Here is a 24,717-nt window from a genome sequence, read left to right on the forward strand (position 1 = left end):
TCCGGACCCCGAATCCCCAGGCACAACTCCGGCCTTGCTTACTTCTTGTCGTCTTTGACTTCGGTGAACTCAGCGTCCACTACGTCGTCATTGGACTGGGCGCCAGCATCGGCACCCGCAGCCGGGCCCTGCTCACCGGCAGAAGCGGCGGCAAACAGCGCCTGACCGGCTTCTTCCAGCGACTTCGACTTGGCTTCGATCTGCGCCTTGTCGTCGCCCTTCATTGCGGTTTCCAGATCGGCCAGTGCGGCTTCAACCTTGCCGATCACGTCGCCGCCAACCTTGCTGCCATGCTCGGTGATGGCACTGCGGGTGGCGTGGATCAGACCGTCAGCCTGGTTGCGGGTCTGCACCAGCTCCTGGAACTTCTTGTCTTCTTCACGGTTGGCTTCCGCGTCGGCGACCATGCGTGCGATCTCTTCCTCGGACAGGCCCGAACCGGCCTTGATCTCGACCTTCTGTTCCTTGTTGGTCTTCTTGTCCTTGGCCGACACATGCAGGATGCCGTTGGCGTCGATGTCGAAGGACACCTCAACCTGCGGCATGCCACGCGGTGCCGGCTCGATGCCGGACAGGTCGAACTTGGCCAGCGACTTGTTGTAACGGGCCTGCTCGCGCTCACCCTGCAGCACGTGCACGGTCACGGCCGACTGGTTGTCCTCAGCGGTCGAGAAGGTCTGCGAGGCCTTGGTCGGGATGGTGGTGTTCTTCTCGATGATCTTGGTGAACACGCCACCCATGGTCTCGATACCCAGCGACAGCGGGGTCACGTCCAGCAGCAGCACGTCCTTGACGTCGCCGCCGAGCACGCCGCCCTGGATCGCAGCACCCAGTGCCACGGCTTCGTCCGGGTTGACGTCCTTGCGCGGTTCCTTGCCGAAGAACTCGGTCACGGCCTGCTGCACCTTCGGCATGCGGGTCTGGCCACCGACCAGGATCACTTCGCTGATGTCGCTCGAACGCAGGCCGGCGTCATTCAACGCAACGCGGCACGGCTCGATCGACTTCTTGATCAGCTCTTCGACCAGGCTTTCCAGCTTGGCGCGGGTCAGCTTGATGTTCAGGTGCTTCGGACCAGAAGCGTCTGCAGTGACGTACGGCAGGTTCACTTCGGTCTGCTGCGCGGTCGACAGCTCGATCTTGGCGCGCTCAGCGGCGTCCTTCAGGCGCTGCAGAGCCAACGGATCCTTGCGCAGGTCGATGCCCTGGTCCTTCTGGAACTCTTCAACCAGGTACTCGATGACGCGGTTGTCGAAATCTTCGCCGCCGAGGAAGGTGTCACCGTTGGTGGCCAGCACTTCGAACTGCTTCTCGCCGTCGACGTTGGCGATCTCGATGATCGACACGTCGAAGGTGCCGCCGCCCAGATCGTACACAACGATCTTGCGGTCCTTGTTGTCACCCTTGTCCAGGCCATAGGCCAGGGCAGCCGCGGTCGGCTCGTTGATGATGCGCTTGACGTCCAGACCGGCAATGCGGCCTGCGTCCTTGGTGGCCTGGCGCTGGCTGTCGTTGAAGTAAGCCGGCACGGTGATGACCGCTTCGGTGACCTTTTCACCGAGGAAGTCTTCGGCGGTCTTCTTCATCTTTTCCAGCACGCGGGCAGAGATTTCCTGCGGTGCCATCTTCTTGGCATCGCTGGTCTGTACCCATGCGTCGCCGTTGTCATGCGCCAGGATGCCGTACGGCACGTGGGCGATGTCCTTCTGCACTTCGGCGTCGGTGAACTTGCGGCCGATAAGGCGCTTCACCGCGTAGAAGGTGTTCTTCGGGTTGGTGACGGCCTGACGCTTGGCCGAGGCACCCACCAGTACTTCGCCGTCCTTGGTGTAGGCGACGATGGAGGGCGTGGTGCGATCGCCTTCCGAGTTTTCAATGACGCGGGCCTTGCCGCCGTCCATGATCGCCACGCACGAGTTGGTGGTGCCGAGGTCGATACCAATGATCTTGCCCATGGGGGACTCCTGAGTATTCGTTTGCCGGCAGCCGCCGGGGATGAATGGGATATGGGGAAGGACCTGATGACATTCAAGTCATCCCCGGAACACTGTTTGCCGGCGGCCGCGCCTGATTTAGGCAGCGGCCAGCCAGCGCGGCCGATCAGTCGGCCTGGGCCACCACAACCAGCGCCGGCCGCAGCAGGCGCTCGTTGAGCAGGTAGCCTTTCTGGAACACGGTCACTACCGCGCCCGGGGCCACGCCTGCCGGTGCCGGCACCTGGCTGATGGCCTGGTGATGCTCCGGATTGAAGGCCTGGCCGGCCGGGTCCAGCAGGACCAGACCGTTGTCAGCGGCTACTTTGAGCAGCTGCTTGTAGGTCAGCTCCATACCTTCGCGCAACGGATTGGGCTCGCCGCCAGCGGCAGCCAAGCCTGCATCGAGGCTGTCGAACACCGGCAGCAATGCGCCAAGCAGCTTCTCGTTGGCGAACTTGCGGGCCTGGTCGATGTCGCGGGCCACACGCTTGCGCTGGTTTTCCAGATCGGCGCGTTCGCGCAGCGATTCGGCCTTGACCTGCTCCAGCTCAGCGCGCAGCGCCTCGATCTGGTCGTGGTGCGCGTCGTCACCGCCCATGGCGGCGTTCTCGGGGTCGAATTCAGTGTGCTCTTGGTTCATTTTCGGTTCCTTGGCGGATGTTCTGCCGCCTACCCCGACCCGTATGTGGGCCTGTACCGAAAGTTTCAAGGCTCCGGCTCACTCCATGAGACGCATTGTTCCTAATCTGGGCCGGCCATCGCCTGTCCTACATTGACCTGCCCGGCCCGCATGCTAGCTTTGCGCGGCCCCTAGACCTGCCAGCCATGCTCAGACATCTATCGATCAAGGATTTTGCCGTTGTCCGCGCCACCGAACTCGAGTTCGGCCCAGGCATGACTGTCGTTTCCGGTGAGACCGGCGCCGGCAAGTCATTGATGGTGGACGCTTTAGGCTTTCTGTCCGGCCTGCGCGCCGACTCCGGCGTGGTCCGCCACGGCGCAAGCCGCGCCGAGCTGTCGGCCGAATTCAGCCTGGACGACGACGCCCCGGCGCGCAGCTGGCTGCGCGACAACGAGCTCGACGACGAGGAACAATGCCAGCTGCGCCGGGTGATCCGCGCCGACGGCGGCTCCCGCGCCTTCATCAACGGCCGTCCGGTCCCGGTATCGCAACTGTCGGAATTGGCCGGCTTCCTGGTCGAAATCCACGGCCAGCACGACCAGCAGGCGCTGCTGTCGCGGCCCAGTCAGCTAGCCCTGCTCGATGCCTTCGCCCGCAATGAGGCCGAACGCGGCGCCGTGCGCAGCGCCGCCGCACAATGGCAGGCGCTGCTGGACGAGCGCGACGCCCTGTCCCAGCAAGGCGACGTGTCCGACCGAATCGGCTTTCTCGAGCACCAGCTCGGCGAGCTGCAGCGCGAAGATCTGGAGCCAGCGGCAATCGTCGCACTGGGCGCCAGCCACCGCCGCCAAGCCCATTCCACCGCCCTGATCGAAGCCTGCCAGCGCGCCAGCGGCCTGCTCAATGGCGACGAGGACGATCCTTCCCTGCTCTCGCTGTTGCAGCAGGTGCGCCACGAATTGGGCCGGGTCAGCCAGCATGACGCCCGCTTGGGCGAAGTCGACGCGATGCTGGATGCCGCCGGGATCCAGTTGCACGAAGCGCTTGCCCAGCTGGATCGGGTACAGGACGACTTGGACAGCGACCCGGAAGCCTTCGAAGACATCGAGCGCCGGCTGAGCCGCCTGCACGACCTGGCCCGCAAGCACCGCGTGCCGATGGAAGAGCTCGCTACCACCCGCGACCGCCTCGAAACCGAGCTGGAGCAGCTGCGCGGCGCCGACGAACGCCTGGCCAAACTGGCCGGCGAGATCGACAAGGCCGCCGCCCGCTGGCAAGCCGTGGCTGCGACGCTTTCCAGCAGCCGCCAAGCTGCTGCCGCCTCGCTCTCGGACACCACCACCACACTGATCGGCGAGCTGGGCATGGGCGGTGGCCAGTTCCAGATCGAACTGGAGCCGCAAGCGCAGCTGCGTCCGGACCCGAATGGCGCCGAACGGGTTGAATTCCTGGTCGCCGCCAACGCCGGCCAGCCGGCCCGCGCCCTGCGCAAGGTGGCCTCGGGCGGTGAGTTGTCGCGCATTTCCCTCGCCATCGAAGTCGCCGCACTGGGCTTGGATGCCGTGCCGACCATGGTTTTCGACGAAGTGGACTCCGGTATTGGCGGCGCGATTGCCGATATCGTCGGCAAGAAGCTGCGCGCCCTGGGCGAACGCCGCCAGGTGCTGTGCGTGACCCATCTGCCACAGGTCGCCTCCAAGGGCCACTCCCACTACCGGGTGAGCAAGGCGCCGGTGGAAGGCATGACCCAGAGCGCGGTTGAGCTGCTGGATGCCAAGGGCCGCGAGGAAGAGCTGGCGCGGATGCTGGGCGGTGCTGAGGTCAGCAAGGAAGCGCGGGCTGCGGCGCGAAAGCTGCTCACGGAAGCCTGACGCCGGGAGGCTTTGGCTTTGGCTTTGGCTTTGGCTTTGGCTTTGGCTTTGGCTGTGGCTGTGGCTGTGGCTGTGGCTGCGGTTCTAAAGCCCCTCTCCCGCCCGCGGGAGAGGGGTTGGGGTGAGGGCAGCTCTTGGCTCTGTAGGTTCCGCTCCAAAAACACCCCTCCCCACCCCTCCCCTTCGCTGCGCGAAAGGGAGGGAGCAGAAGCAACCGCACAAACAAAAACACCGGCCATTGGCCGGTGTTTTCAATTCAACAGCAACAGCCCAAGGGCCGCGCCGCCAAAGCCTTACTTGCGCTTTTTACGCACGTACAACACCAACGAGTGCTCTTCCAGCTCGAAACCGTGCTCTGCCGCGATTTTCCGCTGCAGCTCCTCGATTTCAGGGCTTTCGAACTCGATGATCTTGCCAGTGTCCACGTCGACCATATGGTCGTGGTGGCCACCACGGTCCAGCTCGTAAACAGCCTGGCCGCCTTCAAAGTTGTGCTTGAGCACCAGGCCTGCCGCTTCGAACTGGGTCAGCACACGGTAAACCGTGGCCAGCCCGATCTCATCGCCGCAATCAAGCAGCTGGCGATAGATGTCCTCGGCGGTGAGGTGGTGTTTATGGGGGGTGTTCTGTTCAAGCAGGGCAAGGATGCGCATCCGCGGATGCGTAACCTTCAGGCCGACTTTGCGCAGGTCATTGGATTCCATAGCCATCGTGTTCATTGGCGGTTTAACGCCAGTTATCTCCGGTCAGATCGCGCTGGGTGCCGGGGAGTGTATCATCGACCTGATTTCCTCAACTGCCCTACCTAATGCGCAACCTCCTGTTGATCGCCGTTGTCGCCCTGTCCACTACTGGCTGCGGCATCATCTACAAGCAGCCCATCTATCAGGGCAACCTGATCCGTGAACAGTCCGTGGCGCAGTTGCAGGTCGGCCAAAGCAAGCAGCAGGTCAACGCGCTGCTGGGCACGCCGTCCATCGCTGACCCGTTCCATGCCCAGCGCTGGGACTACACCGCCAGCCAGCGCGTGAACCGTCTGGGCAAGACCGAGGTGAAAAACTTCGTCGTGTTCTTCGACAACGACCAGGTCACCCGCTGGGAAGGCGACTACTTCCCGACCCAGGACGGCGACCTGGCGCGCAACAGCGTGCGCCAGTTCGGCCGCAACCTGGCCAAGGACAAGAAAAAGGGCCGCTGATCCAGCGCACCCGCCGCAAGATCAATCGCCGCCGCGCGCTCGCCGGCGGCGATTTTCTTTGGGGTCGGCCAGCAACGGACGCAGCAGCTCCACCCGGTCACCGTCCTGCAACAGCTGCTGCGGGCGCGCCAGCACGCCGTGCACCGCCATTGCCACCACCTCGGCAGCGCCATCCAGCGCAGCCTCGGTCACCGCATCGGCGACCGTGCAGCCCTCAGGCAGCTCCAGTTGCCGCTGCTGGTAACGGTCCGGCCAAGCCAGCACCACCTCTACACGCATCGCTCAGGTTTCCTGATCGGCCACACGCACGAAGTCGTTGACCATACGATCGGCCAAACCCTGGAAGCCCAGCGCCAAAGCCGGCCCCAGCAGCCGCGAGGTCGGTTCGAACTCCAGCTCCAAGGTGACCTTGCAGGCACTTTCGGACAGGGAATGAAACTCCCAGCGGCCGTGCAGGCGCTTGAACGGGCCTTCGCGCAGCTTCATATCGATGCTGTGCGGGCGCTGCAGCGTGTTTTCGGTCATGAACCAGGTCCGGAACGAACCCAGCCCCAGATCCAGCCGGGCAACCAGCCGCTCCTCGCCCTGCTCCAGGATTTCCGCCTTGTCACACCAGCGGAACCGGCCAGGATAGGCGGCGACATCGTTGACCAGATTGAACATGCGCTCGGCGGAGTGTTCGACCAGCGCGCTGCGACGAATGGTTGTCATGGCGATACAGATACAGAAAGTGTTCGGGAAGCCCCCGAATCGGAGACAATACGGAAATGAGCACGAAACAAAGCAAGGATAAAGCAAAGAACGGGACGGCCGACAAAACCATCTCGTTGAACAAGCGCGCGCGCCACGAATACCACCTGGAAGAACGGGTCGAAGCCGGCTTGGTGCTACAGGGCTGGGAGGTCAAGGCGATCCGCGCCGGCCGCGGCAACATGACCGACGCCTACGCCTACGTGCGCGATGGCGAGATCTTCCTGATCGGCGCGCAGATCACCCCGTTGATCCAGGCCTCCACCCACACCGTTCCGGAAGACCGCCGCCAGCGCAAGCTGCTGCTGCACCGTCGCGAGATCGACAAACTGATCGGGCGGGTCGAGCGCGAAGGCTACACGCTGGTGCCCACCGCGATGTACTGGAGCAAGAACAAGATCAAGATCGAGATCGCGCTGGCCAAGGGCAAGCAGAATCACGACAAGCGCGACACCGCCAAGGAACGCGACTGGGACCGCGAAAAGCAGCGCGCGATGCGTGCCCACAACCGCAACGCTTGATGTCTGCACAGCACGCGCTGCATGCAGCCAGCGCGCAGGATGTGCAGGCGCTTTGTGCACAGCTGCTGGCCTTCAATCGCAAGGCCAGCGGCAATAGTTTCGATGAGCTGCCACTGCAGCTGGCCAGCCACGACCAGGACGGAACGCTGCGCGGCGGATTGCTCGGCGACATCTGCGCCGGCTGGCTCACCATCCATGTACTCTGGGTTGATCCCGAGCTGCGCGGCCAGGGATTGGGCAGCCAATTGCTGGTGGAGGCCGAACGACAGACCAAGGCCGCAGGCGCGCACAGCGTGATGCTGGATACCTTCGATTGGCAGGCCGAAGGTTTTTATCTGCGCCACGGCTACGAGGTTTTCGGCCGACTGCCCGACTTTCCACCCGGCCATGAGCGCATCTATCTGCGCAAGATGCTTTAACCCATCAGTATCCGGCGCAGATTGCGCCGCTGGGCACCGGGCGACTGCAAGGCCGCGTACAGCACACTCAAGCTGACCACTTCGCTCAACTCGGCAGCTTTGCGGTCATCACCGCCCAGCCATTGTCGTGCGTCCTCGGCAGCCTCCGGCGGCAGCAAGGCAAGAATCGCGGCATCGTCCAGACCATCAACCTTCAACTGCAGCGCGCGCGCGAACCGCAACACCCGCGCGGTATGGACCAACAACTGAGCCAAGCCCAGGGTCATTGCGACAACAGCTACCCGCTCCACCCCGGCAGCGGCAAGCCCCGACCAAGGCGACTGCAGCAACAACAGCAACACAGCCGCCAACAGATAGACGCCAAGCCAGCGTCGACGCACCTGCCGCACCCAGCCCAGCAACCCACCACAAAGCAGCAGCACCAACGGCGCAAGCTGCGGCCAATGGCTGCGGCCAAGCCACGCCATGATCAACACCACAACTGACAGCACCAGATACAACAACACGGGTGCCAGCGCGCGCCGCCGAAACCCGGCCCCGACGCCAGCCGCCAACAATCGCAGGCTGCGCAAACCGCGCTGCTGCATGAGCACCTCATCTTCACGAACTTGATGGCGGCCATGGTCCAGCGACAAACGTCGCAGAAAGGTCGGCGCGACGTTAAGCCTCACTCGGCACCTTCAAGTGATACGACGTCGCAGCCGCAAGTAGTTGTGCAGATAGTTGACTAGACTGCGGCCCCACCCAGGAGCTCTTTGACGATGGATCGCTGGTACACCGCAACACTGCTGTCGCTGATCGTTCACCAGATAGATACTGCCTACTGGCACGAATGGGACATGTTCCATGTATCCGGCGGCATTCAAGTGTGTTGCCAGCGAGGTCTTGGTCAGAACATCGCCCACAGCGCCAAATGAATCAATGAATCAACGCCTTTCCGCGGGAGGCACTGTCGCCGACAGGCCGACTCCCAGCCCCCCGACGAAAATACAAAAAAAAGCCCGCCAAGCACTTACGCTCGGCGGGCTTTTCCGTTCTGTAGTACCAAACGGAGATGTTCTGGAAGCGCTTGGCCAGCTTTTACTGTTTGACGCCAAGCACCGCCGACGGCAGCCAACCACGATTGCCCATTTCATCGTCGACTTCGATCATTCCGCCATTGCGTCCCCCTGTGGGGTAAGCGAGCATGCCGGGCTTGAGTTCGGCCACAACGGTCGCCTGACTGTCCGGCTGGGCCAGCAATCGAGCCATGCGATGCAACATCATCGTCCCCGCGGCTGCGGCCATCTGGCCACCGGCGACTACATTCTGGCTTACAACCTGCTGCGCCACCTGCCCCGCTGCACCGACCATGCCGCCCTGCTGGGCAGCCAGGCCCATCGCTGCCTGCGCCACGCCTGCACCGATGCCCTGACCTGCAACCTGCTGTGCCACCTGCCCCGCTGCACCCATCATGCCGCCTTGCTGGGCTGCCAGGCCCATCGCAGCCTGCGCCACACCTGCACCGATGCCCTGACCTGCAACCTGCTGTACCACTTGGCCGGCAGCGGCCAACATGCCACCTTGCTGCGCCACAGCTCCCATCGCAGCCTGCGCCACGCCGGCACCCATTCCCTGGCCTGCAACCTGCTGCAACATCTGGCCCGCAGCACCAGCGATGCCGCCAGATTCGGTCATCGCGCCCATTGCGGCCGACGCCCCATTGCCGCCAACAACGTGATCCACGCCATGCTGTGCCATCTGCCCCGGCATACCGCCGATCGCACCCCGGTTTGTAGCATCGGCATGTACCGCCAACGGCGCCGCAGGCCCTCCTTGCAACCTTGCTGCGGCGGCATTGGCCAGCCGGGCTTGCGACGCGGCCAGCGTCTGGTACGCATCCGGTGGCGCTATCGGCGCCACTCCACGGGTTGCCTGCGGCACATTGCGATTGGCCAAAACACCGCGCTTTTTGCTGACCTCCTCAACCATCCGCTCATAGGCCTCTTCGTAGGCCTCCTTGATGACCTTGCCGATCTCGGTGTTGTCCCAGCTGCCAGCATTTACCCCCGCGCTGCCCTGCACGTTCGAGGCAGACACCGCTGCCGCCCATGCCTTGTCGGTGATTTTGGCTTCGCCGGTCACACTGACGAGCTGCTCGGACGTGCGTACATCAACCAGGGTCAGCACCACTTCGGCGGTCTGTCTTTTCGTCGACAGTTTGCCTGCCACGCCCAAGGTGGCAACGTTCATCATCGCCCCCATCAAGCCCCGCTTGCTACCGCCATTGGATGCGCCTGCGCCGATGCTCATGCCACCGGCATTGGGATTCTGCGACACGATATCCGGTACCAGCACGAAGTCCGCGCCACGCATCTGCCCACCGCCGATATTCTGACCTTCCTGCAAATGCCCGCCCATGGCCAGCTCGCGCTCAGCCTGCGCTGCGGTAAAGCCGGCACCGCGATCAAGCACGGTAAAGCACTTGGAATCGTTGACCAGCACCCGCAGCATGCGGGTAGGTGCAGGTAGACCATAGGTCGCCCAGATTCCCATGCCGTCATCCGGCTCGACGATGCGCAGACTGCCCTGCGGCGCCTTGCATTTATCCGATGACATGCCCAGAAAAGCGTGGCTTGGAAAGCTTGCCGTCGCCGACACGAACGCAATGAAACCGGCTGCCAGAACGGCAGGCCGATGGATGGTGGTCTTCATGTTTATCCCCCTGTTTCCGCACTCCATGCGAAGTTGCGGATATGAATCGTCCGAACCAAATAAAAGCCCGCATTAATCTGCGCGCTCACATTTCCGTCACATATGTTAACAATTTATAAGTATAAATGGGGACCGTAAGAGCCGACCCGTCAACCCCAACCGTGGGACCGGGGGCATTTCGCATAGCGCGCAGACAGTTCCAGCGCGAGCTTCCCCGCCCCGCTTTTTAGCCACTGCCCAGCCATTGCTCCCCGGTTTTCTCTTCAGGCGAGCACAGGTTCTTCACGTCAGCACAGAACTCAAGGATCAAGGTCTACAGCGGCCACTTCGGTCGCCATAGCCACGAACGCGAGCGCGAAGAGACACTTGAAGCTGGTCACGCGGTGCTGGCCCCGCTCAAGGCACAGCGCGCGCACGCTACTGGCTGACGAGCTTGCCCCCCCCTAAGCCCAGTGCGCACCGGGCCCCTGACCAAACCATCGCGTCGACAACCAACAGCGGGCATTGACGAATGCCGGGATCCGATACCCTTACCAGATGCGCCACCTTGTTGAGCCAGGCACTGAACGCCGGCGAGAACGTGATGTTCGCGGCCAAGCCGATGGGCCAACGAGACTGGACGATTTGGCTTCTTGTTTGGTAGCGGCTAGGTTGCAGGCCTCACGACCAGCCTGGACGACGAGCTGCCCTTGATTGTTCAGTACCAGCCAGTGGCTGCTGCTCGGGGCAATGATCGCCACCACTACTACGTCTACGGGCTGGCGGAATAGAAAGGCGCCATGATGGTCGTCTCTGCCCCCTGATCGCCGTGCATCCCTCGCATGCGTGACTGTTCAGCTCTTTGGCTGTAGCATTCACTCCGTCAGCGAGACTTTTGGCAGCTTTTCGTCACGTTTCACCCAAAAGTCCTTACAGATCAACGCTTAACCGGGGGTGCACTGGTTTCGACGGGGGTTGTGAAGTCGCTTGGCGCATGCCGAGGGGGTAGCTTTCCTCGTAAATCCAGCTGCAAAACTCTAGTTGCCAACGACGACAACTACGCTCTCGCCGCTTAAGGCGTAAGCCCCGAACCCACTTGTGCCCGTGCTCGTGGATGTAGGGTCATTATCACGGAACCGGCTGTGACGGCTGCCTGTCAGTCATGGCTTAACCAAAACAGGCTGGTCCTGGGGTGCGTTTTGCACACCGTGCTGCCACAGGACGAGACCCAACGGTGAGCTAAGCATGTAGTGCCGGGGATGGAGTGCCTTCGGACGGCGGTTCAATTCCGCCCACCTCCACCATTCTCACCTGCAAAACTAGCGTAAGTAGCTTGATTTTGCAAGGTTTATTGGTGATTTACGAGCCTCAAACGATACCCCTTCAAGGTATCGTTTGAGGTATCGTTTTGCCCAAACCCTTTCTGTTGAAGCGCGCCAGCGGGCTCTATGCCCGCTTTCTTGTGCCTGTTGACCTGCGGCAGAGCTTGGGCTGCCGCTTCCTCGTTCGTGCCCTGCCCGGCCGAGGCGACGCCGCCCGGCTGGTCGCGGCACGCATGGCAATGGCACTATCGGAGTCCTTCAAGGCGCTGCGGACAGGGACGATGGTGAACGACGACATCAAGGACATCTTGCGCCGGGTGCGCGAGAACGGGCATCAGGACCTGACCATCCAACAAGTGCGCCTACCCAACGGGCTGACCCTCGGCGGCGTGGAAATCAACACGGCCGAGGACCGCCGCCTGTTCCGGCAGACCGTTCAGGACTTGAACGCCTTGGCAGCAAAAGACCCGCTCATGGCGGGCATGCACGGGTGGGAACCACCACGGCCCCCAGCACCACCTGCGCCTCCCGCCGGGCCGCTGCTGTCAGAGCGCATTGACGTCTACCTCAGCGACATGAGGCGAGCCCAGCGGGCCGTGCGCAACGTCATGGACACCGAATACACGCTGCGCCTGTTCCTCGCCCTCGGGGGCGACAAGCCGATTGAAGAGGTCACGGCCACGGACGTGCGTGCCTTCCTGGATGCCCTGGCGGTCTACCCGGCCAATGCCAGCAAGAAAGCCGTGTTTCGTGGCCTGACGCCCCTGGAAGTGGTGCAAAAGGCCAAGGGCGGCGGCCACCCCACCCTGCTGGAACGCACCCAGGAAAAGCGCCGCGACCACTTGGCCGCGTTCTTCAACGCCCAAGCCGATGAAGCCCTCATCCCGAAAGCGCCACACAAGGCCATCATGAACCGCTCCAAGTCCAAAACCGATGCCCCAACCCGCGAACCCTTCACGCCGGAAGAGCTGGCCGCGCTGTTCGATTCCGAAGCCTTTCCTGAGTGGGCCAGCAAATACCCGCACCGCTGGTTCGGCTCCATCCTGGGCGTAGCCACGGGGGCGCGCGTCAACGAGGTGGCCCAGCTCTACGTGGACGACGTTGCAGAGGTGGGCGGCCATTGGGGCATCCATATCCGTGCCCAGCGCCCGGACCAGCGGCTGAAGAACGCGCATTCTTCGCGCTTCGTTCCCCTGTCCGATACCGTGCTGCAGGCCGGGTTCCTGACGTTCGTCGAGGACGTGAAGCGGGCCGGGTTCGACCGCCTGTTCCCGCACCTCCAGCATTCGGAAGCCGGCGGCTACGGGGACACGATGGGCGACCAGTTCCGCGCTTACGCCATCAAGCGCGGCCTGACCGGTCGGCTGAAGTCCTTCCACTGCTTCCGGCACAACGTGGCCAACACGCTGGTCAACGAAGTCGGGACGGCCATCCAAGTGACCCAGGAAATCACCGGGCACGACTTGACCTTGCCCAGCGGCCTCAAGCATTACGTCAATCCGGGCACCATCCCGAAGCGCTTTGACGCACTGAACGCGTATGGCCCGCCGGTAACACTGCCCGCCTACACGGCCGGCCAGTTTGACGTGGCGTTCAAGCAGGTTCGCCACATCGAGCGGCGCAGGGAGCAAGCCGCCAAGACGCGGCAGGCCAAGAAAAGCAAAACCCCCGCATGAGCGGGGGCTTGGCCGCCGACTACGATTTGGCTTGTTTTTCGCTGGCGCGTCGGTTGCCTTCGTCAATCATCCTACGGACGGTGCTGTTCAAGTCTGCCTGCGACTGCGCAAGCGCATCGGCCCTCTGGTGCGCGCGCCGCACGCCCTCCGGGTCAAAACGTCCATTAACCCAGTTCGCAGGGTTCTCTTCAGGAAAGTCCTCGAAGTAGTCCGACCATTCGCCCACGTCATGCCTCCTAAAGCAGGGTGTGAGCGAACGATACCCCGCCCAAGGCGCGGCCGCTAGCGCCGCCGCCAGGCTGGATGGGCCTGGACGGGGCTGCCGACGGAGCAAGAAAAGTTGGGTGAATCTGAAAGAGACTGGTGGCCGGCGCGCCCGATATGCTTTGCAGTAACAGAAAAGCACTCATGCGTTTGCCTTCTCAGGGCCTAAAGCTTTGCTAAGGCTCCCCTGCTTTTGCCCTTCGGCTCTCGGGTCCCCTCCGGGCCCCTCCAGCCGAAGGGCAAAGTCTCCCCTTACCCGCTGACTAAAACGCGGTGGGGTGACTTGGCCCGTGCGTTAGTCCCGTGACGGCGACCCCCAGCACTCAGGGCGTGGTGATTCTCTGCTCTGCACCACTACGACAGGTTCACGCGAGCAACCGCGCCGGGTCCGGGTCCTGTCACCAAGGTTCTCTTGGCGTCTCTCCGGTGTTGCTTTACTTTTCCCGTGCCCAGGCGCGTTTTTCCTGGGGCTTCTCCTAGCAACAAACCATTGGTAACGGGACCGCGAATGGGAGACGCTGCTGGGGCCAGATTGAGCACTCCCCAGTTACCATCGACATCTGCGTTACCTGGCTGGCGCGAGTTTCCCCCCCCTCGCTTTACTGCCTGCGCACCCGGTGACGGTCAGTCCAAGCCCGCAATGGGCTCCCGGAAACCGTGCGCACCCCAACTCAATGGGTCGTCGTGATACGGCTACCAACGGCCTTCGGGGCTGGGCAGATTCGGGGGCGAGGAAAGGAGGGGGGCTTGCGGGTCCGTCCAGGCTTGTTAGAGTGGCCTCAAGGGGCCTTGCCTGGGCATGTCGTAGCTGATTCCTACATTTGCTCGCCCTCGAGTCGGTCAAACTCGGGGGCCATAGATTCAAAATAAGCCACCCTCGGCCGTTGTCAAGCCGGGGGTGGCTTTTTTCCGATTGACGCTTTTCAAGAAGAAGCCTGGCCGTCGGCGACGACCGCATTGAATGCCTCCCCAATCGCCTTTTCCGTCGCTTGGATTTGTTCCAGGGCGTGATGAACATGGTCATGTAGCTCCTTCTCATCCACTCCGTCCGGGATGTCAGCGGCGAGCTTCCACGCCGTATGAAGGCGGCTTGTTTGAGAGAGCGCCAGCGCGAGGCGGTTTGAGGTCCGCTCGCCGAATAAGTCCGCCTTCTCAAGAAACTGCGACGGCAGCTCTAGCTTCACCTCAAACGCCTTTGCCGCGAACGCTGCCCTGCATGCCTGACTGTCAATCAGGTTCAGAACGTTTGTCGTATCCCCGCTCGACGGCACCACAGAGACGCGGAAGCGAGCGATATCAATCTGGGCTACTCCCACTGGGGTGGTCATGATTTGCGCGAGCAGCCTGCGCGTTGCTGCCCGCTCCCTACGCCTACGCCATCCATCCACGAGCCAAATACCAAGCGCGATGAGCGCAGCGATTGCCGTCCAGTCAATGCCTGAATCCTTGGAGAGCCACACAGTTGAACCATCCTTAGCCAGTTGAAAGCTGGATGATGGACGAGCAATACACGCTGGACAACAAGCTAGCGGCGGAGCAGTCCCTTCCTAGCCGAGGACGAAGCGATGGCCGACGCGGTGTTGGCGCTTGCTCAGTTGTCTCCGGAGCAACGCGCCAAGGCCGTCGCGGCCCTGCTCAAGGCCGCGGGGACGGACGGCGGGGCGGACTGACCGACTCCGGTGGCCGCAAGGCCCGCTCCGGGGTCTGCGGCACTGGGGCCACGCCCTGCGTCGGCGCGAGCTCGGCAGTGGGTTTGACGGGCGGGAAGTGCTTCGGGAACTGCACCAGAAAATCCGCTTTGGCCAGCTCGAACGCCACCTCGGCCTGGTTCCTGGCCTCCCTGGTCGTATCGCGAACCTTCCGAGCCTGCCGCTCCTGCGCCTTCGCCTCCCGCTTCTGTTCCTGCGCCGCCTGTGCGGCCCTGTCTTCGGCGGTAGGCCGTCCCACCTTGCGCAGCGCCGTGGAAAGGAAATCCGTGGGCACCGGGGACATGTTGGCGTCCGCGTCGGCTCTGCTTCGTTTCAACCCCGCCTGGTGCCGGCTCTCTTTCGCTTGCGAGTAAGCCGTGCGTTGCTCGTCCAGGTCCGTATGACACCTGATGAGCGTGCGGGAAACCGAACGTTGCTCGGGCGTGGCGCTGCTGGACTGAAGAAGGGACCGGCGTGCCACCTTGAACATCTGTTCAATCATTTCTTCTACATTCTTCGCCGCCTGGTCTCCGGCCATGATTTCCGCCTGTCTGTTCTGTGTGTGTTTGCGTGAAGCGCGCTCGATGCCTGCCGCCCCCTTGCCCTGCTGACCGCCCCCAACGGGGGCCGGCCGGGGCATGGATGACCCGGCTTTGTGCGCAGCGGGACGCTGTGCACGCGCCTGGACGGCGGCCCCTGCCCTGGGTGTCAGGGCTTGGGCTGGAATCCTGAGCACCGCTGGACGAGTGTCGTGATATCGCGGTGCATCTGGCCGCAGAACACGACTAAATCCGCCGGCTTCGGGCGCTCGTCGTCCCCCCGTGGCCAAGCAAGGGTTAAGGCTGTGGAGTGGGCGCAGCGCAGGCACGCGCTCGTCGCCAGTTCCGGGTTTTCGGACTCGGAGAGCATCAACGCTATTTCGGGTGAGAGCCGGTGCGCGTCGACGCTGGGGGTTGGTTGGAACTCGGTCATGGCGTGGGGCCTCATTGGGGGATGGCTGGGCAGCAGCGCGCAAGCGCGCCGCCGATTCTTTGCGACGTTCCAAAAGCGCTTGCGCGTGCAATGCCTGCTCGTCCACGTGAGCCAAACGGCCCTCCGCAGCGGCCTGGGCCTTGAGTGCTTCGAAGCGTTCGGTGTGGGCGGTGACGCGGCTATCAGCCGCTTGGCGGACGCGGTCGTTCCGCCTGGCGCGCGGCAAGCGCTCGCCACGGCGGCGGGCTTGCGTGACCGCTTTGCCTTCGTGCTTGGTCGCCGGGCGGTCCAACTTGGCTGCCGTGGCGAAATCATCTTTCTGGACGGCGTCCGCCTGCTGGCTCAATAGCGAACGGTGGTCCACGCGGTCCGCCACGCCTTCGCTGGCCAACATGCGATTGACGGACGTGGCCCAGAACTCGCGCTCCGTCTCCGCCAAGGTGGGTTGCTTGGCTCGTTTGCAGGCAATCGGGTCCAGCGCCACAGCCTTTTTCCCCAAACTTCCGTCCGGGTTGACGCTGCATGCACTGAGCAGAATGTGGGCGTGGTGATTGCGCTCGTCCCCGCCCTTGCTCGGTTCGTGGATGGCCACGTCAGCGGCCACGCCGTAGCGCTCGGCCAAATGGCGGGCAAAGCCATGCGCCAGTTCTTGGCGCTTCTCGGCAGAGAGCTCGGCAGGAAGCGCCACCTCCACCTCCCGGCAAGTGATTGCATCCCCGCGCTTGTGGTGGGCTTCGACCCGATTCCAGAACTCGGCCCGGTCTGCGGTCTGTTCGCCGGGAAGGCAGAGCGCGGAAAACGCGACGCCAAGGCGTCGCGTGTAATCGTGGACTGTTCCGGTCAAGGCGTCTTCAATCCGCACCCCTGCACGATACGCAGCGCCAGCGGTGGACGAATGTCCTCCTTGGCGCGAGTAAGCCTTTGCAGTGAGGTGGTAAATCGCCAATCCGGTCTCCAATCGCAGCCCCCTGGGGGGCGAGAAATGGGGGGAGAGGCGTCACGCGAAGCGTGGCGTTGGGGTGTCGGGGGCGTAGCCCCTGACCGCACGTAATCCCGAAGGGATTACTCTAAGTGCGCTCTTGTTGTTTTCTTTGGGCGCTCCGCACCCGCATCAAACTCAAGAGAACCGGGGCTGCTCGCTGCGCTCGCTGGCCCCCTGAATCAGATTTACATGCACAACGGAACTGTCAAGTTTTTAGCCAAAAGCAAAAGCGGCGCTCGCTGCTCGCTCGCGCCAGAAAATGGGCGTTTCCCCCTTGCGCTCCGCGCGGAATCTGCTTGCATGGTTTATCAGGACTTTATGCAGGCGTGTCGTGGCAGATATCGAAAAGCAAAAACTAAAACTGGCGAAGATGTTGGAAGCCGCAGCGAAGGAGAAAGCAAAAATCCTGGTCGCTGAGAAGCAAGAGAAAGAGCGGCAATCCCGCCAGGCCGCGCGCGACAAAGCCAAGGAGCGCGCCAAGCTATTCCGCTCGGCCGACGCGCACCGCAAGATTGGCTTGGGCGGTCTGGTCATCGCCGCCGGTGCAGACGGCTGGGATGAGGCAGAGATTGTGGGTGCCCTTTTGGTCATCGGCGGCCAACTCGAGCGCGAACCACAGAAGCGGAACCAACTGCGCGAGCACGGCCTCAAGCACCTAGAGGAACGTGCCGCTGCGCGTGAGGCGGCCCGGTCATGAGCGACGAGAAAAAACCCACGGACCCGCTGCTTGAAAAACAGACGGAAGGCTTGCGCGCCCACTTCCTGGGCTCGCTGAGCGACCTGCTGGACGCCCGCCGCAAACGTAAGGCGGAATGCCCGACGCCCCCGCCAAGTGCGCCACGCGGCCCGCAACCGGGCGGCTATACGCTGGTGGAGGTGCTGTTGGTGCTGGGCGTGTCGTCCGCAATAGCGGCCGCCGGCTGGCTGCTGTTTGGCCCGACAAGCGTGGCCGCAGATGTGAAACAGACGCAGTTGGATTTCAGCGAAACGGCCAACGCCATCGACCGTAGCCTGGGAATCGTGGGCGGCTACTCGGGCTTGTCCACCTCGCTCGTGCAAACCGATGGCCTGGCCGCACAGCGGCTGAGGCAAAGCGACGGCCTGCGCAATGCGTGGGGCGGCTCTGTGTCGTTTTGGCCCAACACCGTGAAGCGCGGCAACGACTCTTTTTTAGTCGAAACCCGCGACGTTCCTAAGGCGGCTTGCGCCAAGCTGATTGCAGCGATGGCCGGCGACCCGGCGGTTTGGGATGCGCAGGTCAATGGCAAAAGCGTTTACTTGAATAGCCAATACGACCCGGCCAACGCTGCTACCGCGTGCGAAGAGCACGGCGGGGACCAGGTGAGTTTTGTGTATTTCTCTGGGGTGGCGTCTGGCTCGTCAGTCGCAACGCCGCCGCCGACTGTGCCCAATGCTCCGCCATCGGTGGACCCGGTCAACCCTAGCACTCCGGTGGGCCCAGTCGATGGTGCCCCCAACGTGGACGACGCCACGCCTGGAACGCCTGGCGTGGTGCCGCCCGGGCCGCCCGTTGCACCGCCGCCTGCCGTGCCTACGGCCCCGCCAGCACCAGCAACACCGACGAACCCACCGCCCACGCCTAGTGTGCTGCCTCCCAGCAATCCGCCGCCGCTGACCCGCTGCACCGTGCCGCCGACGCAGACGCAAAACGTGAACTGCCCCGCAGGACAGATTGGGACTGTGACGCAGCAGCGCGTGGGCTACTGCGGCGAGGTAGGTGGGCCCTACGAGGCCTGGGCTACTGGGGTCTATGGACCTTGGGCCACCATTTCCAGCACCTGCGCGCCCGCGTGCGTGCTGCCTAATCCCAGCACGCAGACGAATACCGAGACCCGCACGGCGTCGCAGACGCTGGCATGCCCTGCTGGTCAGGTGGGAAGCGTGACGCAACAGCGGCAGGAGCGGCGGACGCAGACACGGGCCGCCTCCTGCCCGGCACCAACGGGTTCCTATGTGTGGGCCGGCTGGTCGGCGTGGTCGGCCTGGGCTGGCACTACGGCCTGGGTCACCACCTCCAACACCTGCACGACCCCAGCGCCCCCCGCAAGAACGTATCCGTCCTACAGCGGGAAATCGTGGGTTTCCTGGGGCGATGGCGGCCTATACGGCTGGGGCGTCTTTTGCTCCCCCTCCCAGTATTACGCGGACCAGACCCATTGCACGCAAAGCGTGAACACCAACGATGACGCCACGTTTTCCCCCGTCCTACCTCAAGAACAGGCGCTGACGTCAGAGCGCCGGGCCTGCGTCGCCGCACTTCAGCAGAGGCTGACCCCGATGCCAGGATTCGGCTACACCCCCAGCAATGGGCCGGTAGATTGGCCGTCGGAATGCGCTTGCGAAGTGGTCGGAGCTGGCTCGGCGTTCTACTGGCAGATCACTGGTGCTTCTGACTGGTCCGCGTATGAGTTCAAATGCCCTTAAGCGGCAAAGGAGTCAGTTGGAGGAGACCGGGCCATGGCGCTCGGTCTTTCCATTGACGAGATGCAGCAGTGCACCACCCGCCACCAGCCAGCCGTCTCCGTTGGCGCGGTCAGCCTTGCTAAAGCCGGTAGCCCCGTCGTTGCGCAGCGTCGGGGCCCCGGCGTTGCCGTCCTTGTAGAGATGGCTCCACGCCCTCGCAGCCGGCGTCATCGTCAGCACTTTTTGCCACGGATGGCTGTGGATGGTTTCGCCAGTGAAGGCAAACCCTTCCAGCACCTCGCTGGTCCGAATGGCACAGCCGTGGGGCACGCCATCCGTGTAGAGGCGCAGGGAAAACCGCTGCCCGTCGCTGGCAATCGCGCCACAGGCCTCATGCCCGCTTTGACGAGTGAAGTCGTGCAGCACTCGGCCAGTGCGTCGGAGGAAGTCCGGCAAAGCCTCGCCGGGTTCGCTGACATAGTCGGCGAGATGCTGGCGCTCCCAACCCTGTTTGATTCCGGTGGGCGGAATCGAACCGCCGTGCGCCCACGCCGGACCGTTAGCCACCAATGCCACCACCGCCAAGAGTTTCCACAGCATGCCGTCCTCTTTCGAGAACGGCCGCCCACGAGTCCCTTACCGTGCCTGCATGCTACGATTGGGTATCGTTTGAGGTATCGTTTTGAGGGAGCAGGTCCGGCAACTTTTCCTTGCAGTTCAACTGCTTAGAAAGAGGTGCTGGGACGATCCGCCCACCTCCACCATATGAACGTACCGCAAGGTACTAGAAAGACCAAAAACCCCCGAGAAATCGGGGGTTTTTCTTTACCTGTTGTCTGGCGACATCCTTGCATGTCACTGGCGATCACCCAAATTTGCGGGTACAAGTACGGGTACACGGCTACGCGCAACGAGCCGTACCCTCAAACTAGATGCCTCCCCATGCCCAGGCTGACCTCCAAGCCGCTATCACCCTCTGAAGTCGCAAACGCCAAGCCCGGCCCCAAGCCGTACAAGCTGCCTGACGGCGGCGGCATGTTCCTGTTGGTGAACCCAGACGGCTCCAAGCTGTGGCGCTGGCGCTATCGTCGGCCTGTCATCGGGACGGAGAACATGCTGGGGCTCGGCACCTACCCTGAGGTGAAGCTGGCGCAAGCCCGCCATCGGCGCGAGGAAGCACGCACACTGGTCGCCCAAGGCACCGACCCCGGCGCGCAGCGGAAGGCAGAGAAGGCGGCCGGGGCCGAGCGGGCAGCAAACAGCCTTGAGGTGGTGACTCGCGCCTACCAGGAGATGAAGGCCCGCGAGCGAACCAAGGGCACTTCCGATCGCTGCAAGGCGTGGATGGAGACACATGTTTTCCCCTACGTCGGGGCGCGACCAATAGCCGAGATCGAAGCCCCAGAGTTGCTGGCCTGCCTGCAACGACTGGTCAAGGCCGGCAAGCTGGAGAGTGCAGACCGCATCCGTTCGGAACTGTCTGCCGTATTTCGCTACGCCATCGCTGCAGGAATAGCTAAGCGCGACCCTGCCCATGATCTGCGTGGGGCCCTACCTAAGGCCGTCAAACGGCACTTCGCCTCCATCACCGACACCGGCCAGATCGCTGACCTATTGCAGGCAATGGACGGCTACACCGGCGATCCCGTGACACTGGCCGCCCTCAGGCTCTCGCCAATCTTGTTCCAGCGACCGGGCGAGATTCGGCAAATGGAGTGGACGGAGCTAGACCTAGATGCTGCCGAGTGGCGCATCCCGGCCGTCAAGCAGAAGTTGAGCCGGGCCGAAAAGGAGAATCCGCGCACCCCCGCCCACGTCGTCCCCCTGCCATCGCAGGCCGTCGCTATCCTGCGCGACCTGCACCAACTCACCGGGCGTAGCGTGTACGTTTTCGCGGGGAAGGTTTCGAGCAAGCGCCCCATGTCCGAGAACACAGTGCGACAGGCACTGCGGCGGCTCGGCTACGGCAACGAACAGATGACCCCGCACGGCTTCCGGCACATGGCATCAACCCGGCTGAACGAAATGGGCTGGAACCCAGACGCCATCGAGCGTCAGCTATCGCACCGGGACGGCAACAAGATTCGCGGCACCTACAACCAAGCACAGTACCTGACCGAACGCCGGAAGATGATGCAGGCATGGGCGGACTACCTAGACGGCCTGCGCACGGGGGCGAATGTGGTCTCGCTGCGTGCCAAAGTGAGTTGAGCAAATGGTCTCCCTCGGCATAGGCAGGCGAAAACCCTCAGCCTCATTCCGCTGGGCGCAGTGGACCCCCTCTTTAGGGCGAGGGTGAACGATGAATAGTGACGATGAAACAGCGGCCAGCATGACAGCGGCCAACGAAGCTTGGCTTAGTGAACTGCTGGCGAGCCTGCGGGCATGCAATCTGAGCGACACACTTATTTACTACCCATCCTTCTTAGAGCTGAGCACCTTCGGCCCTGAGCACACGAATAGCGACCGTCCCTGGTACAGGCTGCACGAGGATGAGAAGGGTATCGAAGTCGAGATTTCAGCAGGCGCAGCTCTTCCTTTGGACCTCCACGACTGGACCAAAGAAGAAGCGGCCATTGCTGCTGAATTTCGCAAGAGTGCTTACATCAAGCTGCCAGCGTCTGCGGAGCTCGTGGCATGTTGGATCTACAACCAGGCTGGAGACATTGAGTTCGCCGTTGGAGGTGAGCCCGGCGCGACGACTACGCATTGGGTTGATGCCATTTCCGAGATAGCCGACGGGTTGACCTCGGTTGACACGTCCGGTTTGATCAGGACCGAACCAAGCATGACCTCTGCCGAAGTGCGCAGTGCCGGTGCCCGACACGCCGCCAAGGCAAAGATCAAGCTGGACAAGGACGGAAAGCAGGCTGCGAAGGCCCGGGCGAAGGAGCTATGGAAGGAGTGGAAGGGCGGCCGGCATCCGAAGTTGCGCACGACTGAGCATTTCGCGACGGAGGTCATGCGCCGATGGCCTGTACTGAAGAACGCGGAAACCATTCGCAAATGGTCTGCCGCATGGAGAAAGGAGCTAGAGCGGGCGCGCCTGTGACTCTGCGCGCAGCTTCCTGATTGCGCGCGCTGGGTAGCGCGCTACCCAGTTCTTCCAGCCAATCATCCCCATCGCTGCATTCCGCAGTACCGCAAGGCATCTGGCCTACGGTCACTTACTGCTGAGGTACATCGATGGAAACTCAACCCTTACTCACACCTGGCGACCTGCTGGACGAAACAGAAGTGGCAGCCCTGCTGGCGCTGAAAGTTGCCACTCTGCGGAACTGGCGAGCCAAAGACGAAGGCCCGCGCTATGTGAAGCTGGGTAAGCGAGCCGTCCGCTACCGCCGTGCCGACTTGGAGAGATTCGTTTCCGGGAAGGTGGACTGATGAACGCCTTCGTCCAAAGCGAACGAACTCCGGCAAGCAGATCAGGGCTCAGGATGGAACACGGCTCTGACGACTCATCGCAACTCCAGTGCAAGCGTCCGGTCGAGGGTACGGCTCGTGCGGCCGTCCTCGCGACCCTCGAGGCCGGCCAGAGCCTTACGCAGGCAGAGGCGCTGCGCGAGTTCGGCGCGTTCCGCCTCGCCGCCGATGTGCATGCATTGAAACGCGCGGGCTGGCCCATCATCACCACCGAAGTCGAGGTCTCGACCCGGCGCGGAACTTCACGTGTTGCCAGGTATCACCTGACGGAGGGCGCGGGCGGTGGCACAGTCGCGACTTAAGGCCAAAGGGCGTAGCGGGATCGGGCATGAGGCACATGTGCGGCTATATGCGCACGAACTGACCTGCCCCGCCTACTGCACATTGAACCCCGATGCACGCGCACTGCTAGTAGAACTTCGCGCACTGTATCGACCCTCGAAAGGAAACGTGGTTTTCCTGAGCCTGCGGGAGGCGACAAAGCGAATTGGGGTGGGCCAGCGGCGCGTGCAAGCAGCGTTCGCCGCGCTAACTGAGCGCGGGTGGATCACGGTCGAAACTCCAGGCGGCTTCACGTACAAGACCCGACACGCCACGAGCTACCGACTGGAGAACGAAGCCGGGGCCGCCCTGGACGCAAAGCCATCCAAGCCATACATGCGATGGCAACCGGATGCCGGGCTGGAGGCAAAACCATGAGGACTCGCCCCCATACGCTCTCGCATGCCAAAAAAACACGGCAGCTGAAATGACTACCGACAGTAGTTGCTACAGCTACAGTGGCGGCAGAAAATTCACCACTCTGGGTCTTCACGGCAGCCAGAATGACTACCGTCAGGCCAATTTTTGGGCGCTCACGGTAGCCAAAACAGCTACACAGATATAGTTACCAAGTGGGGGGATTGCGGGGGAACGTTTTTGAGCGCGCTGCTCATTAGTTACCGGCTATGCCGGCAGCCGCCCTGAGCTGCTGGCAGCCAACATGGGCGCTGGTCTACATGAACGATGAGTTTCTCTCAAAAGAATCCGTCTTGTTTTAGAGCTTACATAGGGCCTCATAGGCCGGAACATACAGCGAGTCTGCCGAAAAGCTGTCCCGCTTCAAGTCGGCGCCGCTTTGCTCGTCCACAAAGAGTTGCTTGCCTTGGTAGAACGAAACTAGCTTTACCAAGGAGGTTTGGCGGGATAGACAATGGAAGGTCGTTAGTTCTTGCACTTCATCAATCATTACCCCTCCAGGTCCAGGGCCAAAGGCATGGGGGAACTGGACCTTCAGCCAGGCAGTGACGTTGGAACCGCGTTTGTTGACGGATTCCGGGCTGATGAAAATTTGTCCACCATCAATTGATGTCGAGATTTTTTCCCATGTCATTTGCTGGCTTGGGATGTTGGATGTGGTGGCTCCGGCCTGAGCCGTCGGTGGCCGTGCTACCGCCCGGGACGAGGACACTGACTTCGACCATCCCAATTCGGACATACAGCCCTTGTGGACGGCCCTCTGTTGGCGTCGAGCGGCGATTAATGCACCAGCTGCTGCTCCTTGAGCAAAGCCACCTGCGAACGCGTCACCAACACTTCGGGCTGGAGTGGTCGTTCCTGAATACGTACTGCGGTAGGTACTACCGTTCGGACCATAGGTGATCGAGCTGCCGGAGACATGAGCGCCTTGTCTCTGAGATTGCGGCATGTTCACGGAGGGCATAGGGGCCGCTCCAACTGCGACCCGATTGCAGTATGCGTCGTCAATGACCAATTGATGTTCTTGCTGTGCCGGATCGGCGATTGAAGGGTTCTGCCATTTTGCTCCCGTCAAAGCGACGACACAGAGTGCTGCCAAGCCAGCGAGATATCGCCTGGAAGGGTTGTTGTCCATCGTTCCCAAGTCGTAGCCCTACGATTTGATGAATATATTCCGTGGACCAGGGGTCTCGTCAAG

The 24,717-nt window shown here is 62.6% G+C and carries 24 protein-coding genes and 1 other RNA gene; 13 read left to right on the top strand and 12 right to left on the bottom strand.

The genetic code is table 11. From position 1 onward, the window contains the following. Nucleotides 1–38: 38 nt before the first annotated feature. Entirely contained in the window at nucleotides 39–1,955 is a 1,917-nt protein-coding gene (gene dnaK, locus ACVOMB_RS05755; RefSeq protein WP_481530306.1) for a molecular chaperone DnaK, read from the bottom strand. 145 nt (nucleotides 1,956–2,100) lie between these two features. Continuing rightward, nucleotides 2,101–2,616, bottom strand: coding sequence for a nucleotide exchange factor GrpE (gene grpE, locus ACVOMB_RS05760; RefSeq protein ID WP_481530307.1), 516 nt, complete (start codon nucleotides 2,614–2,616; stop codon nucleotides 2,101–2,103). 185 nt (nucleotides 2,617–2,801) lie between these two features. Here grpE and recN point away from each other — a divergent pair, with 185 nt between their 5' ends. Further along, nucleotides 2,802–4,469 carry a DNA repair protein RecN gene (gene recN, locus ACVOMB_RS05765; RefSeq protein WP_481530308.1) on the top strand — a complete coding sequence of 556 codons (1,668 nt, stop codon included), beginning with the start codon at nucleotides 2,802–2,804 and terminating at the stop codon, nucleotides 4,467–4,469. A gap of 293 nt (nucleotides 4,470–4,762) precedes the next feature. Here the strand turns inward: recN and fur are convergent, their stop codons facing one another. Beyond that, nucleotides 4,763–5,173: a ferric iron uptake transcriptional regulator gene (gene fur, locus ACVOMB_RS05770; RefSeq protein ID WP_481530365.1), complete on the bottom strand. Its 411-nt coding sequence runs from the start codon at nucleotides 5,171–5,173 to the stop codon at nucleotides 4,763–4,765. Between the two features lie 104 nt (nucleotides 5,174–5,277). On the opposite strand from fur, the gene ACVOMB_RS05775 reads away from it, so the two are divergent. After that, entirely contained in the window at nucleotides 5,278–5,667 is a 390-nt protein-coding gene (locus ACVOMB_RS05775) for an outer membrane protein assembly factor BamE (RefSeq protein WP_481530309.1), read from the top strand. Nucleotides 5,668–5,688: 21 nt separating this feature from the next. Here the strand turns inward: ACVOMB_RS05775 and ACVOMB_RS05780 are convergent, their stop codons facing one another. After that, nucleotides 5,689–5,946, bottom strand: coding sequence for an RnfH family protein (locus ACVOMB_RS05780; RefSeq protein WP_481530310.1), 258 nt, complete (start codon nucleotides 5,944–5,946; stop codon nucleotides 5,689–5,691). A 3-nt stretch (nucleotides 5,947–5,949) separates the two neighbouring features. Beyond that, complete coding sequence (locus ACVOMB_RS05785) at nucleotides 5,950–6,378, bottom strand: type II toxin-antitoxin system RatA family toxin (RefSeq protein ID WP_481530311.1); 429 nt, start codon at nucleotides 6,376–6,378, stop codon at nucleotides 5,950–5,952. Between the two features lie 56 nt (nucleotides 6,379–6,434). Here ACVOMB_RS05785 and smpB point away from each other — a divergent pair, with 56 nt between their 5' ends. Both smpB and ACVOMB_RS05795 read left to right on the top strand, forming a co-directional pair. Continuing rightward, nucleotides 6,435–6,938: an SsrA-binding protein SmpB gene (gene smpB, locus ACVOMB_RS05790; protein WP_481530312.1), complete on the top strand. Its 504-nt coding sequence runs from the start codon at nucleotides 6,435–6,437 to the stop codon at nucleotides 6,936–6,938. Beyond that, nucleotides 6,938–7,357, top strand: coding sequence for a GNAT family N-acetyltransferase (locus ACVOMB_RS05795; RefSeq protein ID WP_481530313.1), 420 nt, complete (start codon nucleotides 6,938–6,940; stop codon nucleotides 7,355–7,357). Before smpB ends, ACVOMB_RS05795 begins: the two co-directional genes overlap by 1 nt. Here ACVOMB_RS05795 and ACVOMB_RS05800 read toward each other — a convergent pair. Beyond that, the gene (locus ACVOMB_RS05800; protein ID WP_481530314.1) at nucleotides 7,354–8,028 is read right to left on the bottom strand and encodes a hypothetical protein; all 675 of its coding nucleotides are present in this window, start codon (nucleotides 8,026–8,028) and stop codon (nucleotides 7,354–7,356) included. The genes ACVOMB_RS05795 and ACVOMB_RS05800 overlap by 4 nt on opposite strands. Nucleotides 8,029–8,118: 90 nt before the next feature. Here ACVOMB_RS05800 and ACVOMB_RS05805 point away from each other — a divergent pair, with 90 nt between their 5' ends. Further along, nucleotides 8,119–8,274 (top strand): DUF6713 family protein, encoded by a 156-nt coding sequence (locus ACVOMB_RS05805; RefSeq protein ID WP_481530315.1) that lies wholly within the window; start codon nucleotides 8,119–8,121, stop codon nucleotides 8,272–8,274. Between the two features lie 163 nt (nucleotides 8,275–8,437). Here the strand turns inward: ACVOMB_RS05805 and ACVOMB_RS05810 are convergent, their stop codons facing one another. Further along, nucleotides 8,438–10,051 (bottom strand): CsgG/HfaB family protein, encoded by a 1,614-nt coding sequence (locus ACVOMB_RS05810; protein WP_481530316.1) that lies wholly within the window; start codon nucleotides 10,049–10,051, stop codon nucleotides 8,438–8,440. Nucleotides 10,052–10,980: 929 nt separating this feature from the next. On the opposite strand from ACVOMB_RS05810, the gene ssrA reads away from it, so the two are divergent. Then, nucleotides 10,981–11,334: a transfer-messenger RNA gene (gene ssrA, locus ACVOMB_RS05815) on the top strand. A gap of 302 nt (nucleotides 11,335–11,636) precedes the next feature. Continuing rightward, nucleotides 11,637–13,028 carry a site-specific integrase gene (locus ACVOMB_RS05820; protein WP_481530366.1) on the top strand — a complete coding sequence of 464 codons (1,392 nt, stop codon included), beginning with the start codon at nucleotides 11,637–11,639 and terminating at the stop codon, nucleotides 13,026–13,028. Between the two features lie 19 nt (nucleotides 13,029–13,047). On the opposite strand, the gene ACVOMB_RS05825 is transcribed toward ACVOMB_RS05820, so the two are convergent. From ACVOMB_RS05825 to ACVOMB_RS05835, 3 genes are all read right to left on the bottom strand, one after another. Then, nucleotides 13,048–13,254, bottom strand: coding sequence for a hypothetical protein (locus ACVOMB_RS05825; protein ID WP_481530317.1), 207 nt, complete (start codon nucleotides 13,252–13,254; stop codon nucleotides 13,048–13,050). A 961-nt stretch (nucleotides 13,255–14,215) separates the two neighbouring features. Beyond that, a complete protein-coding gene (locus ACVOMB_RS05830) occupies nucleotides 14,216–14,752 on the bottom strand; it encodes a hypothetical protein (protein ID WP_481530318.1) in 537 nt (178 codons plus the stop codon). 175 nt (nucleotides 14,753–14,927) lie between these two features. Next, entirely contained in the window at nucleotides 14,928–16,796 is a 1,869-nt protein-coding gene (locus ACVOMB_RS05835; RefSeq protein ID WP_481530319.1) for a MobA/MobL family protein, read from the bottom strand. A gap of 469 nt (nucleotides 16,797–17,265) precedes the next feature. Here ACVOMB_RS05835 and ACVOMB_RS05840 point away from each other — a divergent pair, with 469 nt between their 5' ends. Both ACVOMB_RS05840 and ACVOMB_RS05845 read left to right on the top strand, forming a co-directional pair. Then, on the top strand, nucleotides 17,266–17,631 hold the full coding sequence (locus ACVOMB_RS05840) for a conjugal transfer protein TraD (RefSeq protein ID WP_481530320.1): 366 nt from the start codon (nucleotides 17,266–17,268) through the stop codon (nucleotides 17,629–17,631). After that, a complete protein-coding gene (locus ACVOMB_RS05845; protein WP_481530321.1) occupies nucleotides 17,628–19,379 on the top strand; it encodes a type 4 pilus major pilin in 1,752 nt (583 codons plus the stop codon). The genes ACVOMB_RS05840 and ACVOMB_RS05845 overlap by 4 nt, the downstream gene beginning before the upstream one ends. A gap of 12 nt (nucleotides 19,380–19,391) precedes the next feature. Here ACVOMB_RS05845 and ACVOMB_RS05850 read toward each other — a convergent pair whose 3' ends face one another. Further along, entirely contained in the window at nucleotides 19,392–19,958 is a 567-nt protein-coding gene (locus tag ACVOMB_RS05850; protein WP_481530322.1) for a hypothetical protein, read from the bottom strand. Nucleotides 19,959–20,300: 342 nt separating this feature from the next. On the opposite strand from ACVOMB_RS05850, the gene ACVOMB_RS05855 reads away from it, so the two are divergent. From ACVOMB_RS05855 to ACVOMB_RS05870, 4 genes are all read left to right on the top strand, one after another. Further along, complete coding sequence (locus tag ACVOMB_RS05855; protein WP_481530323.1) at nucleotides 20,301–21,569, top strand: tyrosine-type recombinase/integrase; 1,269 nt, start codon at nucleotides 20,301–20,303, stop codon at nucleotides 21,567–21,569. A gap of 91 nt (nucleotides 21,570–21,660) precedes the next feature. Continuing rightward, complete coding sequence (locus ACVOMB_RS05860; protein ID WP_481530324.1) at nucleotides 21,661–22,410, top strand: hypothetical protein; 750 nt, start codon at nucleotides 21,661–21,663, stop codon at nucleotides 22,408–22,410. Nucleotides 22,411–22,544: 134 nt separating this feature from the next. Beyond that, nucleotides 22,545–22,742, top strand: coding sequence for a helix-turn-helix transcriptional regulator (locus ACVOMB_RS05865; protein ID WP_192288159.1), 198 nt, complete (start codon nucleotides 22,545–22,547; stop codon nucleotides 22,740–22,742). After that, complete coding sequence (locus ACVOMB_RS05870; protein WP_481530325.1) at nucleotides 22,742–23,083, top strand: helix-turn-helix domain-containing protein; 342 nt, start codon at nucleotides 22,742–22,744, stop codon at nucleotides 23,081–23,083. The genes ACVOMB_RS05865 and ACVOMB_RS05870 overlap by 1 nt, the downstream gene beginning before the upstream one ends. A 734-nt stretch (nucleotides 23,084–23,817) precedes the next feature. Here ACVOMB_RS05870 and ACVOMB_RS05875 read toward each other — a convergent pair. Further along, nucleotides 23,818–24,654, bottom strand: a complete 837-nt coding sequence (locus ACVOMB_RS05875) for a surface-adhesin E family protein (protein ID WP_481530326.1) — start codon at nucleotides 24,652–24,654, stop codon at nucleotides 23,818–23,820. Nucleotides 24,655–24,717: the final 63 nt, after the last annotated feature.

It is taken from the genome of Stenotrophomonas sp. STEN018, from assembly GCF_056760235.1.